At 71.0% G+C, this 12,214-nt stretch carries 13 protein-coding genes; 11 read left to right on the top strand and 2 right to left on the bottom strand.

Going from position 1 to position 12,214, the window contains the following annotated elements; translation table 11 throughout:
- Positions 1-44: 44 nt before the first annotated feature.
- The gene (locus FHR38_RS22900; RefSeq protein WP_221449133.1) at positions 45-806 is read left to right on the top strand and encodes a hypothetical protein; all 762 of its coding nucleotides are present in this window, start codon (positions 45-47) and stop codon (positions 804-806) included.
- A 252-nt stretch (positions 807-1,058) separates the two neighbouring features.
- Positions 1,059-1,232 carry a hypothetical protein gene (locus tag FHR38_RS33610; protein WP_184536605.1) on the top strand — a complete coding sequence of 58 codons (174 nt, stop codon included), beginning with the start codon at positions 1,059-1,061 and terminating at the stop codon, positions 1,230-1,232.
- A gap of 257 nt (positions 1,233-1,489) precedes the next feature.
- On the opposite strand, the gene FHR38_RS22890 is transcribed toward FHR38_RS33610, so the two are convergent.
- On the bottom strand, positions 1,490-2,029 hold the full coding sequence (locus tag FHR38_RS22890) for a hypothetical protein (RefSeq protein WP_184536604.1): 540 nt from the start codon (positions 2,027-2,029) through the stop codon (positions 1,490-1,492).
- A 179-nt stretch (positions 2,030-2,208) separates the two neighbouring features.
- Here FHR38_RS22890 and FHR38_RS22885 point away from each other — a divergent pair, with 179 nt between their 5' ends.
- Positions 2,209-3,492 (top strand): sensor histidine kinase, encoded by a 1,284-nt coding sequence (locus FHR38_RS22885; protein WP_184536603.1) that lies wholly within the window; start codon positions 2,209-2,211, stop codon positions 3,490-3,492.
- Entirely contained in the window at positions 3,489-4,190 is a 702-nt protein-coding gene (locus tag FHR38_RS22880) for a response regulator (protein WP_221449132.1), read from the top strand. The genes FHR38_RS22885 and FHR38_RS22880 overlap by 4 nt, the downstream gene beginning before the upstream one ends.
- Positions 4,191-4,202: 12 nt before the next feature.
- On the opposite strand, the gene FHR38_RS22875 is transcribed toward FHR38_RS22880, so the two are convergent.
- Positions 4,203-4,892: a phosphatase PAP2 family protein gene (locus FHR38_RS22875; RefSeq protein WP_184536602.1), complete on the bottom strand. Its 690-nt coding sequence runs from the start codon at positions 4,890-4,892 to the stop codon at positions 4,203-4,205.
- A gap of 129 nt (positions 4,893-5,021) precedes the next feature.
- Here FHR38_RS22875 and FHR38_RS22870 point away from each other — a divergent pair, with 129 nt between their 5' ends.
- The 7 genes from FHR38_RS22870 to FHR38_RS22840 all read left to right on the top strand — a co-directional run bounded on the left by FHR38_RS22870 (position 5,022) and on the right by FHR38_RS22840 (position 11,850).
- Positions 5,022-6,218 (top strand): PucR family transcriptional regulator, encoded by a 1,197-nt coding sequence (locus tag FHR38_RS22870; protein ID WP_184536601.1) that lies wholly within the window; start codon positions 5,022-5,024, stop codon positions 6,216-6,218.
- Positions 6,219-6,353: 135 nt separating this feature from the next.
- The gene (locus FHR38_RS22865; RefSeq protein WP_184536600.1) at positions 6,354-7,334 is read left to right on the top strand and encodes an ACP S-malonyltransferase; all 981 of its coding nucleotides are present in this window, start codon (positions 6,354-6,356) and stop codon (positions 7,332-7,334) included.
- Complete coding sequence (locus FHR38_RS22860) at positions 7,331-8,275, top strand: beta-ketoacyl-ACP synthase III (protein ID WP_184540069.1); 945 nt, start codon at positions 7,331-7,333, stop codon at positions 8,273-8,275. Before FHR38_RS22865 ends, FHR38_RS22860 begins: the two co-directional genes overlap by 4 nt.
- Positions 8,276-8,389: 114 nt before the next feature.
- The gene (locus FHR38_RS22855) at positions 8,390-8,629 is read left to right on the top strand and encodes an acyl carrier protein (RefSeq protein ID WP_184536599.1); all 240 of its coding nucleotides are present in this window, start codon (positions 8,390-8,392) and stop codon (positions 8,627-8,629) included.
- Between the two features lie 2 nt (positions 8,630-8,631).
- Entirely contained in the window at positions 8,632-9,852 is a 1,221-nt protein-coding gene (gene fabF / locus FHR38_RS22850) for a beta-ketoacyl-ACP synthase II (protein ID WP_184536598.1), read from the top strand.
- A gap of 225 nt (positions 9,853-10,077) precedes the next feature.
- The gene (locus tag FHR38_RS22845; RefSeq protein ID WP_184536597.1) at positions 10,078-10,848 is read left to right on the top strand and encodes a GNAT family N-acetyltransferase; all 771 of its coding nucleotides are present in this window, start codon (positions 10,078-10,080) and stop codon (positions 10,846-10,848) included.
- 315 nt (positions 10,849-11,163) lie between these two features.
- Positions 11,164-11,850 carry a lipoprotein gene (locus FHR38_RS22840; RefSeq protein ID WP_184536596.1) on the top strand — a complete coding sequence of 229 codons (687 nt, stop codon included), beginning with the start codon at positions 11,164-11,166 and terminating at the stop codon, positions 11,848-11,850.
- Positions 11,851-12,214 lie beyond the last annotated feature (364 nt).

The following is a 12,214-nucleotide window of genomic DNA, read 5'->3' as shown; positions in this document are numbered from 1 at the left end:
CTGTGCCGAGCAAGGCCATTCCGTACGGGGCGAGGAGATCGACCGTGGTCCACCGGGTGAGTCGTCGACTGGCAGGGGCCGCAGGACTTCTGGCCGGGCTCGGCCTGTCGTTTGCCGCAATCACCCCGGCGTATGCCCTTCCCGCGCCTACCTCTCCGCTGGCCGGCACCACCACCGCCACGGTGCTGGCCCGGACGCCCCACACCGGCATCCCGCCGGCCGGGGCCGTAGCGCATGGACATGTCGGGTCGCCCGAGTCGCCGGCGGCGGTCACCATCACCGGACCCGGCATCACCGAACCGCTGCACGTACGAGCCGCAGCCGACGTGATTCTCTTCGACGCGGTGATGGAACAGGTCGGCTGGATGACCAAGAGCACCCAGACCACCTCCGCTCCGAAGTCGGACGGCCTCGGGCCGAAGTACACGGTCGTGGTGCTGGAGGGCGACGTCGCCAAGCAGACGTACGACCTTTACCCGCTGGCCGAGGGGGGACCTCGGGCGTTCCGGCCAGCTGAGCAGCCGGACCGGCGCAAGACCTCCGCCGCCTGGTTCTTCGGTCGGCTCGACATGTCCGAGACGCTACGGGCCGCCGGGGCACCGCTCAGCGAACAGCAGAATCAGGTCGGCGGTGGCGGCGGCGGGGTCGAGCGGGCGACCACCGACAAGGAGCAGGCTCCGACCAAGGATTTCGGCCAGGTCGTCGGTGATCTGCGGGAAATGCTCCTGCTCAACGTCGGCGTGCTCGTCCTCATCACCCTCGCCCTGGCCGGGATCGCGCTGCTGGTGCGTCGCCGCACCCGATAACCGGGACGGGAGAGGCACCCGACAACCGGGGACAGGAGCGCGCACCGTGTCCGGTCAGCACCACCGGCGCGGTGGCCGTTCCCGTCGGTTGATGCGCTGCCGGGGTCGGACCGCCCCGTGTCGGTGGGCCCCGGCCCAGCCCGGACGATCGGTCCGGCAGGTCGGCGGGGTGCCCATCGTCGGTGGAGCGCCCATCGTCACCGCGTGGTCGGGTCCGGTCGGCTCGGGTAGCACGACGACACCCTCGCGATCGTGACCGCCCGTCCGCTGCCGCGGCACCCGGTCGATCCGATCCTCGTCCGTGACCGGCTCGGGGTGGGCCGGGTACGCCTCGACATCGGTAGGCGCGGGGTGGGGCTGCTCCCCGACCGGATTCGCATCGGTCCCGGACGACCAGCGGAGTTGTCTGGCAGCGAAACCAGCTGATGCCGCCTGATCGCCCAAGAGGCAGTGCTGTTCACCATCGGCGGGGCCGGATTCGGCCTCCCCCTGCGTCATTCGCCGATCTCCTCACACTCGCCGTCGCCCGGATGGGCAGTCGCCCGGCCGCACGAGCATCGTCGTGCCCCGGACCTCGTGACCGTGTCCCGGCGGGCGGCGATCCGTACTGGGCTCTGTCACCGTACTGTCTCGCTCCGACAAGGTCACCAGTGCCGGTCAGGTTGATCGGATCGACATCTGGCTCAGCTCTGGGATCGACCGGGAAAGATCGTCGCCCAGAGCGGGAAGGCAACGAACCAGATCGCCATCGCCGCACTCAGTCGGGTGATCCAGGCAAGCAGTTCGGCGGTTCGGCTGGCGTCGCCGACCATCAGGATCCCCGCACCGAGGAGTACGCAGGCGACCGCCCAGCCCAGGATGCCCTTGCCCCACTCCCGCCACTCGTAGCGGGCCCGGGCCCAACCACCCTTCGGCGGCTTCCACGGCGGCGGCCCTCCGGCGAAGCGGTGGGCGAACCGCTGGTCGGCCCAGCGGATCATGGAGTGTCCGAAGGCGATCGAGAACCCGAGATAGGCGGCGGCGAGCCCGTGGGTGAAGTTGGCTGTGGCTCCCCGCCGCAGGTCGACCACGGTGGCGGCGAGCAGCACCAGATCGACCAACGGTACGGAGATCAGCAGCAGGGTGCTCAACCGCCGCATCCGCAGCAGGTAGCGAGCGACCAGTCCCGCACCGAGCAGAACCCAGAATCCGATCTCGCAGGCGACGATCACGGCCAGTACCATTGCGACCTCCTGTTCCGTCGCCTTCAGCCTCCCGTACGGTCGGGGTCGCGACGTCGCCGCCGATGGTGAGATCCGGGTCCGCCAAAGGATGGACGGGTACATCCTTCGACGGACCCGGGACGGCCATGGTCGTCCCCACGGGCGAGTTCACCGCCGCGACGGTGTGATGGGATCGGGCAATGCTGGAACGGCTGGGGCTACGGCAGGGCACGCTACGACGTGACCTGGCGTTGGCCGCCGCCTACCTGGCCGGTGGCCTGGTGCTGATCGGCCTCGACGTCTATCCGAACTTCCGGACCGGTCTCGAGCCGCCCCTGATCGTGTTCCTGGGCACCCTCGTCACCGCCTGCGCGGCGGTGGCGATACGCCGGGTAGCGCCCCGGACCAGCCTGGCGGTGGGCAGCGTGGCCATCGTCGTCGACCTGGTGTTGGGCGCATCCCTGGGCACCATCCTGGTCTACGGTCAGGTGCTCGGCGACGCCTGCGTCTACGGCCCACCCCGGCTGTGGCGCTGGCTGCTCCGAATCCAGGTGGCCCTCACCGGCATCGCTTCGGTAGCCGGGGTGTTACTGCTCAGGTCCTGGCAGGGCCTCGTCCTCGGCGTGTTCGTGATGCTGATCGGCGTCCTGCCGGTGGTCACCGGGATCAGCATCCGGCAGTACCGGGACCAGGCGGCCGCGGAACGGGCCCGCGCCGCCGCCGAGCGGGCCCGGGCGGAACAGACCGCCCGGCTGGTCGAACTCGACCGGCGGCAGGCGGTCACCGCCGAGCGCAACCGGATGGCCCGGGAACTGCACGACGTCATCGCCAACCATCTGAGTGCGGTGGCGATCCACGCCACGGCGGCACTGTCCGTACGCGGGCTGGATCGGGCGCAGCTGGACCAGGTGCTACAGGTGATCCGGGAGAACAGCGTGCAGGGGCTGGCTGAGATGCGGCAGATGATCGGCCTGCTCCGCGACCCGGGCGGACCAGGCGGAATCGGCAGCGGACCAGGCGGCGCAACGCCGGACGGCACGGCGACCAACGCGACCGCAGCCGGTACCTCCGAGACGGCCGAGGAGGCGACCCGGGTCCGGTTGGCCGAGGTGGACCGGCTGGTCGACCGGGCCCGGGTCGCCGGCCTGGCGGTGCGGGTGGAGACGACCGGCCGGGCCCGAATGCTGCCGGTCAGCGTGGATCTCGCCGCCTACCGGATCGTGCAGGAGTCGTTGACCAACGCTCTCAAACACGGGTCCGGACAGGCTTCCCTGGTCGTCGACTACCAGCCCGACCTGGTCAGCGTCACCGTCGAGAATCCGCTGTCGGACCGTACCCGGGATGGTGCCCTGGCTGGCGCGGGAGCCGGCCTGATCGGGATGCGAGAGCGGGCCGCCCTGTTGCATGGTCGGTTCGACGCCGGTCCCCGGGAGTCCCAGTGGCGGGTGCACGCCGAGTTGCCGACGACGGAGGCACAGGTATGACGCTGGACCCGGGCGCGAGCGCAGCCGCAGGTACGACCGAAGACGTGGTCCGGGTAGTGCTCGCCGACGACCAGGACGCGGTTCGGGCGGGGCTGGCGCTGATCCTTGCCGGAACACCCGGGATCGAGGTGGTCGGGCAGGCCTCCGACGGGGAGGAGGCGGTGGCCCTCTGCCGGTCGTTGCGGCCCGACGTCGCCGTGCTCGACGTGCGGATGCCCCGATTGGATGGCATCTCCGCGACGCGGGAGATCGTGGCCGACGGACTCGCCGACGTGCTGGTGCTGACCACCTTCGACCTCGACGAGTACGTCTTCGGTGCGTTGCGGGCCGGGGCGTGCGGGTTCCTGCTGAAGGACACCGACGCCGAGGGCCTGGTCGAGGCGGTCCGGACGGTGGCCCGGGGCGAGGGCATCATCGCCCCCGGGGTGACCCGCCGACTGATCCACGCCTTCGCCCGCAGCGCCCCGACGCCCTCCTCGGCGACCGTGGCCGCAGTGCGGGACCTCACCCCGCGTGAACAGGACGTACTGGCCTGCCTCGGCCTCGGGATGTCCAACCAGCAGATCGCCGAGCGCCTGGTGATGGCGGAGAGCACCACGAAGACCCACGTCAGTCGGATCCTCACCAAGCTCGGTCTGCGCAGCCGGGTCCAGGCTGCCATCCTGGCCCAGGAGTTGAACCTGTCTGGCCCTCGCTGAACCGGGTACCGGTCACCGCTCGGCCGGATCCGATACCTCCTCCTGGGCCGTCGTGGTCTCCCCGACTGTCGCCGTACGGGCCGTCGCTATGCGGGCCGTCGCCGTACGGGCGGCGAGCGATACCACGACCAGGGCCAGTAGCCATCCGCCGAGCACGTCGGCCGGCCAGTGCGCCAGCAGGGCCAGCCGGGTGAAAGCGATGAAGAGCGCGAACCCCACGGCCAGGACCACCGTGACGACCCGCGCGGTCCGTGCCTGCCGGGGCCACAGCAGGAGTACGACCACCAGCGCGATCGCCGCCGCGTTGGAGGTGTGCCCACTCGGAAAACCGTTGCTGGTCGCCGTGACGAATCCGTCCAGTGGTCGCGGCCGGTGCAGCAGCCAGTGCTGGAGGCCCCACAGCGCCGGGATCACGCCGGTAACCACCAGGCAGAAGATGCCGGCTCGACGCTGGCCCCGGCCGAGCAGGGCCAGGGTCGCCGCCACTCCACCAAGCAGGAACGGCAGCGTGGCGGCGACATCGGTGGCGACCCGGAGCACCGCAATCAGGTCCGGATTGCGGTGGCCGTACTCACGAAAGGCATGGCTGACCGAGGTATCGAAGTCGACCAGCGGGGTCCCGCCCGCCAGCACCAGGCCGAGCAGGATCACGAAGCCCCCGAGTGCGAACAGTGGCACGACCAGCGGTGGGCGGGCAATCATCGGTGGATGATGACACGGTCGACGCGCCCGCGCGTCCGTTCCCCGCTCATCCGGCGGAGCACCTCGGGCGACGCGGCCCGGGGCGGGCCGGGCGGTGCTGCCCGGGGCGGGGCATGGCACGCTGGACCGATGACCGACCCGGACGACGGCGACCTCGCGGCGACGCTACGCCGGATCGAACGCGCGGCCGGTTCGCTGGCGACCGCGAGCATGGCGCGGATGGACGAGTCACTGCCCTGGTTCCGTGGCCTGCCGGCCGACCAGCGCTCCTGGGTCATGCTGGTGGCGCAGGCCGGCGTGCGGTCCCTGGTGACGTGGCTGCACCAGGGGGGCAAGGCGGACAGCCCGCAGGAGTTGTCCGACGAGGTCTTCGCGGCAGCACCCCGGGCCCTGGCCAGATCGATCAGCCTGCAACAGACCGTAGCCTTGATCAAGGTGACCATCGACGTGGTGGAGGAGCAGGTCCCGAGCCTGGCCGCACCGGGCGAGGAGCAACTGCTCCGTGAGGTGGTGCTCCAGTTCTCCCGGGAGATCGCCTTCTCGGCCGCCCGGGCGTACGCGCGGGCCGCCGAGTCCCGAGGTGCCTGGGATGCCCGGCTCCAGGCCCTGCTGGTGGACGCGTTGCTGCGTGGCGACTCCCCGGATGTGCTGGCCAGCCGGGCGGCGGCGCTGGGTTGGGCGGACGCACCGCCGGTGGCGGTCGCGGTCGGACGCTCCCCGGGTGGTGAGGTGGCCGCCGTCCTGCACACCGTCTACCGGGCGGCCCGCCGGATCGGCGTGGAGATCATCGGCGGGGTACACGGGGATCGCCTGGTGGTCGTGCTCGGCGGGGCGGCCGATCCGCTGGCCGCCACCGAGAAACTGCTGGCCGGGTTCGGTAGCGGCCCGGTGGTGGTGGGGCCGGCGGTGCCGAGTCTGGACGAGGCCACCGACTCGGCTCGGGCGGCGCTGGCCGGGTTCCGGGCGGCCCCCGCCTGGCCGGCCGCGCCTCGGCCGGTCGCCGCAGCCGACCTGTTGCCCGAGCGGGCGTTGGCGGGTGACTCCGAGGCACGTCGGAGCTTGCGCCACGACGGCTACGCGGCGCTGGTCCGGGCCGGCGGCGAGCTGCTGGAGACGTTGGACGCGTTCTTCGCCGCGGGCGGGGTGCTGGAGAGCGCCGCCCGCGCACTCTTCGTACACCCCAACACGGTGCGTTACCGACTACGCCGGATCGCCGACGTGACCGGCCTGTCGCCGTTGGCTCCCCGGGACGCGTTCGCCCTCCGGGTGGCGCTGACCATCGGCCGGCTCGACCCGGCAGCCCCACCAGCCTCACCACACACATAACCGCCAACAGGCCGCGAAGCTGACATAACTCCGCTGACCATCACCGATCTTTGTATGTCTTCAACAAAGTCTCTAGTACGGATTGGTGCCTGCCGGCACCCACATGACCCGTCGGTATCAAGCAAAGTCGTATCCGTGCTCGCCGTACTGTCCCCCGGTCAGGGGTCCCAGAAGCCCGGCTTCCTCACTCCATGGCTCGACCTACCTGGTGCCGAGGCCCGGCTGCGCTGGTGGTCCGCGCTGGCCGGGGTCGACCTGGTGCACCTGGGCACCCGGGCCGACGCCGACGAGATCAAGGACACCGCCCGCACCCAGCCGCTGCTGGTCGCCGCCGCACTACTCGCGGCCGAGCAGCTACCCATGCACGATGTCGGCCTCACCGTCGGACACAGCGTCGGCGAACTGAGCGCGACCGCCCTGGCCGGCGTACTGTCCGCCGAGTCGGCGATCACCCTCGCCGGCGTACGGGGCCGGGAGATGGCCGCCGCCTGCGCCATCGAGCCAACCGGGATGGCCGCGGTGCTCGGCGGGGACCCCGAGGAGGTACTGGCCGCGATCGAGGCGCACGGTCTGCACGCGGCCAACCGCAACGGTGCCGGCCAGGTGGTCGCCGCCGGCCCCGGGGACCGGCTGGAGAAGCTGGCCACCGAGCCCCCGACCCGGGCCCGGGTCACCGTACTGAAGGTCGCCGGGGCGTTCCACACCCCGCACATGGCCCCCGCCGAGCGGGCGCTCGCCGCCATCGCACCCGGCGTCCCCACCGCCGACCCGACCCGCCTCCTGCTGTCCAACCTGGACGGTACGGTGGTCGGCCACGGCCAGGAGATGCTGCACCGCCTGGTCAGCCAGGTGACCGCCCCGGTCCGATGGGACCTGTGCATGCGGGCGCTGGCCGACCTCGGGGTCACCGGAATCATCGAGTTGCCCCCGGCCGGCACCCTCGCCGGCCTGGTCAAGCGGGAACTCAAGGCCACCGGCGTACCGGAGATCGTCACCCTGAACACGCCGGACGACCTACCCGCCGCCCGTGACCTGATCGCCCGACACGGCACGCCTTCCCGCAACGACCCGGACGCACCGGGCCAACCCCTCGCCCGCATCGGAGGAGACAACTGATGGGCAGCCGGATCGTCTCGCTCGGGCACTACCAGCCCTCCCGGGTGGTCACCAACGACGAGATCGCCCAACTGGTCGACACCAACGACGAGTGGATCCGGGACCGGGTCGGCATCGTCACCCGGCGGATCGCCGACGGCGAGACGGTGAGCGACATGGCCACCGCCGCCGCCGCCAAGGCGCTGGCCAACTCCGGGCTCACCGCCGCCGACATCGACCTCGTCGTGGTCGCCACCTGCACCTCGATCGACCGCAGCCCGAACGTGGCCTGCCGGGTCGCCGCGAAGCTCGGCATCAACGCGCCCGGGGCCTTCGACGTCAACACCGCCTGCTCCGGGTTCTCCTACGCGCTGGCCACCGCCGACCACGCCATCCGTGCCGGAGCGGCCCGGCACGCCATCGTCATCGGAGCGGAGAAGCTCTCCGACTTCACCGACTGGACCGACCGGTCCACCTGCATCATCTTCGCCGACGGTGCCGGTGCCGCCGTCCTCTCCGCCACCGCCGAGGACGAGCCCGCCGGAATCGGACCCGTCGTCTGGGGCTCGGTGCCCGAGAAGAGCGACGCGGTACGCATCGAGGGCTGGCGCCCGTACATCCAGCAGGAGGGCCAGACCGTCTTCCGCTGGGCGACCACCGCCCTGGCCCCGCTGGCCCGCCAGGCCTGTGAGCGGGCCGGCGTGGCACCGGAGGAACTCGCCGCGTTCGTACCGCACCAGGCCAACACCCGGATCATCGACGGCATCGCCAAGCGGCTCGGTGCCACCAACGCGATCATCGCCAAGGACATCGTCGAGTCCGGCAACACCTCCGCAGCCAGCGTGCCGCTGGCCCTGTCCAAGCTGGTCGAGCGGCGGGAGATCCCGCCGGGGGCCCCGATCCTGCTCTTCGGCTTCGGCGGTGGCCTCACCTACGCTGGGCAGGTTGTCCGCTGCCCGTAACGGGCCATCCGGCCGCGCCGGCACCACCGATACGGACGGCCACGACCGCACCACCCGTACGAGCGGCAACGCTCGCACGGCGTACACCCATCCACCAAAAGGAGAACCAGCACCATGACCCGTGACGAGATCACCGCCGGCCTCGCCGAAATCCTCGAAGAGGTTGCCGGCGTGAACCCGGACGACGTCGCCGAGGAGAAGTCGTTCACCGACGACCTCGACGTCGACTCGCTCTCCATGGTGGAGGTCGTCGTGGCCGCCGAGGAGAAGTTCGGCGTGAAGATCCCCGACAACGAGGTGCAGAACCTCAAGACGGTGGGCGACGCCATCGCCTACATTGAGGCGCAGTCCTGATCATGACGCGACCAGACGTCGTCGTCACCGGGCTCGGCGCGACGACCCCGCTCGGCGGGGACGTCGCGTCGACCTGGGACGCCATGCTCGCCGGCCGCTCCGGGGTGAGTCCGCTCACCCAGGAGTGGGCCGGCCAACTGCCGGTCCGGATCGCCGCCCAACTCGCGGTCGACCCGGCCGAGGTGCTCGACCGGGTCAAGCTGCGCCGGCTCGACCGCTCCGAGGCGATCGCGCTCATCGCGGGGCGCCAGGCGTGGGACGACGCCGGACTGGCCGACTCCGGCCTGGACCCCGAGCGGCTCGCGGTCAGCATCGGCTCGGGCATCGGTGGCGCGCAGACCCTGCTCGCCCAGGACGACATCCTCGAAGCCTCGGGGCCACGGCGGGTATCCCCGCACACAGTGCCGATGCTGATGCCGAACGGACCGGCCGCCTGGGTCGGGCTGGAACTCGGCGCCAAGGGCGGCGTACGGTCGATGTCCAGCGCCTGCGCGACCGGTGCGGAGGCGATCGCGCTGGGGCTGGATCTGATCCGCGCAGGTCGGGCCGACGTGGTCGTGGCCGGCGGCACGGAGGCCGTCATCCACCCGCTGCCGATCGCCGGGTTCGCCGCGATGCGGGCCATGTCGACCCGCAACGACGATCCGCAGCGGGCTTCCCGTCCGTGGGACAAGGCTCGGGACGGCTTCGTCCTCGGTGAGGGCTCCGGGGTGGTCGTACTCGAACGGGCCGACCATGCCGCCGCCCGGGGTGCCCGGGTGTACGCCCGGCTCGCCGGGGCCGGGATCACCTCGGACGCGTACGACATGGTGCAGCCGCATCCGGAGGGACAGGGTCGGGCCATCACCATGGCGCTCGCCGACTCCGGGGTGGCCCGCACCGACGTCGTACACGTCAACGCGCACGCCACCTCCACGCCGGTCGGCGACATGCAGGAGGTCGGCGCGCTACGGGCAACGCTCGGTGACCACCCGGTGCTGACCGCCACCAAGTCGATGTCCGGGCACCTGCTCGGCGCGGCTGGTGCGCTGGAGTCGATCGCGACCATCCTCGCCATCCGGGACAGCGTCGTACCGCCGACGATCAACCTGGATGACCCGGATGACGAGCTCAGCCTCGACGTCGCCGCGCTCAAGGCTCGCCACATGGACATCCCGGCGGCGATGAACAACGCCTTCGGGTTCGGCGGCCACAACGTCACCCTGGTCTTCACCCGCGTCTGAGGTGTCGGCGAGGGCCCCCTGCTAGGCGGAAAGCGATAGCAGGGGGCCCTCGCCGCTGGCCAGGTGGTTGGTCGACCAACTCACGACCTTCACCGATCGGCGGGCGCGCGGTACTGGCAGCTCATCGGAGTGCTGAACCGTCAGCCCTCCTTCCCACCGGGTGTGCCGGTCATGGAACGGGATTCTCGGTGGAGTCGACCCACTCCGAGGCACTAGGGTGCCCCGGTGCCCATCCGTCCAGACTCCGCATCACCCATCGACTCGCTGCTGTGTGCCGACGACGGCACCCCGCTCGCGCGGTTCCGCATCCGTGAAGACGACGGGATACGTGTCGCGGGCCAGGTCCGGCCGCTGCCTGGGGTTTCGCTGGGTCTGGTCGCCGGGCAGGCCCGACACGACCTCGCCGGCCTGCGGCTGGAGACCCCGGACGACGGGCTGGCGGAGGCACTGGTGGACGGTGGCCTCGAACTCCGCCGGGCCGCGACCGACATGCGTCACGACCTGACCGAGATACCGGCACCGGTAACGTTGGCCGACGGTTGGTCGTTGGGTGCCCCGGGCTGGGACGACGAACTGGCCGAGGGGTTGGCGGCGGCGTACGGGCCGGCGCATCCGGATGGCGCGTGGCAGCCCAGTGACACGGAACAGATTCGCGCGATGTTCGATACGGCGGACCCGGTCCCGCCCCTGGTGGGGGCGTCGGCCCGATTGTTGGATCCCGACGGTCGCAGCGCGGGTCATGTCCTGTGCGCCGGTCCGGTGCCGTGGACCGAGGATGTCTGTGCCTGGATCCTCAATCTCGCGGTGGCTCCTCGCGCCCAGGGCCGCGGGTGCGGCCGGGCCCTGCTCACCCACGCCTTGTGGGGCACTCACCAGGCCGGGCTTCCCGCGTTGGGGCTGTCTGTGGCCGACGGGAACCCGGCCCGCCGGATGTACGACAACGCCGGTTTCCGGCCGCTCACCCGGGTGCTCTCGGTGCTACTGCCGCCGCACTGATCCCCCGTGGTCCGGACGGGTCGATCGTGCTGGCTCGGGCTGGGCCGTCGGCTCGTCGCGGCGGTATCGGGGCGTGGGTGGATCAGGGCTGCGGCGTGTGGTCGAGAAGGAGTTCGGCCGTGGCACGTGCGGCCCGGGCGGGTGGGCATCAGGGCGGGGTGGGCGTCAGGGCGGGGTGGGCGATCCACAGTTGGCGAGACGCAGATCACGAAGCCGTTAGTCACCGTGTTTCACTCTGCACAGGACAATGTGCGAACCGCTCATGCCTCGGTGACCACCCTGGTCATTTCAGCAGCCAACAACGGAGAGTCGACAGTGGAACGAGGAAGACGACTTGGTACGGCCCTGCTGGCCGTACTCGCCATCGGGGTGCTCGGTGGTTGCACCACCGAACCGGAGAAGTCCGCCGAACCGGAGAAGTCCGCGCAGGGCGGATCGACCGCACCGAGCCCGACCACCACACCAGTTGCGGCCGGCCCGCCCTGGTACGACGGCGTCCAGGCCGGTGCCGCCGCCACGAAGGTCGGTGCCGCCGCCAGCCCGTGCAAGCTGGCGATCACCTTCTCGGTGCCGGCCAAGTGGAAGGTCAAGCCGGTCGAGGCGTCCGGCGAGTTCGCCAGCCTGGCGCAGCAGGGCGGTGCCACGGCACGCTGCGAGATCGACGCGAAGCCCGCCGGGAACATCGGCTTCATTCGGGTGTGGACGGTCGACAAGGGCGGTGTCGGAGCCCAGGCGGCGTTGGAGAAGTTCGTCGCCGGCAGCAGTGAGGCCACCGACGTGCAGTACCGCCGAACGAAAGCCGGAGGGCTCGACTCGTTCGAGGCGACCTACCTCCAGAAGAGCAAACTGACCGGCGAGGAGCGACGCGGGCGGGCAATCTCCATAGCGACCGGCCGATCCGGCACGCTCCTGATCAGCCTCGGTGGCATGGACACCGAGGAGTTCGAGGAGATGCTCCCGGCGTACCTGCTGGCGAAGGAGAGCGTCACCCTGACCCCGTGACCCGCTGGCCACCCGCCCACCTGGACCACCCGCTGCGGATCGAGCAACAGGTCGTCGGCCAACCGAACTTGTTGCTGCTATCAGCTCAGCAGCTGCTCCCTATGACGCCATGCCAGCTCGACGCAGCCAGCGCCTGCCGGGGCGAGCCGCCCACCTGTCAATAGCTCGCTGATCGCGTCTGCGGTGAACGGCACTCGTTCGGCGACGACTGTATCGGCACTCGCCGCAGTCGTACGTAGCCCCTGCTGCCGGGCCAGCTCGTTCACGCGCTCTGCGAGGTCGCGTTGCGACAGTCCAGCAAGCAGGCGTAGCTCTCGGATTCGATCCGGCGATGTCCTGCTCACGTTGCCTCCTTGTCGGTAGG

It is taken from the genome of Micromonospora polyrhachis (assembly GCF_014203835.1).
Taxonomy (GTDB): domain Bacteria; phylum Actinomycetota; class Actinomycetes; order Mycobacteriales; family Micromonosporaceae; genus Micromonospora_H; species Micromonospora_H polyrhachis.
This window is presented reverse-complemented; position numbering and strand designations above follow the sequence as displayed.

Coding starts and splice junctions, on each gene's coding strand:
- FHR38_RS22890 (WP_184536604.1), bottom strand. CDS start 2,029: ATGGTACTGGCCGTGATCGTCGCCTGCGAGATCGGATTCTGGGTTCTG.
- FHR38_RS22885 (WP_184536603.1), top strand. CDS start 2,209: ATGCTGGAACGGCTGGGGCTACGGCAGGGCACGCTACGACGTGACCTG.
- FHR38_RS22880 (WP_221449132.1), top strand. CDS start 3,489: ATGACGCTGGACCCGGGCGCGAGCGCAGCCGCAGGTACGACCGAAGAC.
- FHR38_RS22875 (WP_184536602.1), bottom strand. CDS start 4,892: ATGATTGCCCGCCCACCGCTGGTCGTGCCACTGTTCGCACTCGGGGGC.
- FHR38_RS22870 (WP_184536601.1), top strand. CDS start 5,022: ATGACCGACCCGGACGACGGCGACCTCGCGGCGACGCTACGCCGGATC.
- FHR38_RS22855 (WP_184536599.1), top strand. CDS start 8,390: ATGACCCGTGACGAGATCACCGCCGGCCTCGCCGAAATCCTCGAAGAG.
- fabF (WP_184536598.1), top strand. CDS start 8,632: ATGACGCGACCAGACGTCGTCGTCACCGGGCTCGGCGCGACGACCCCG.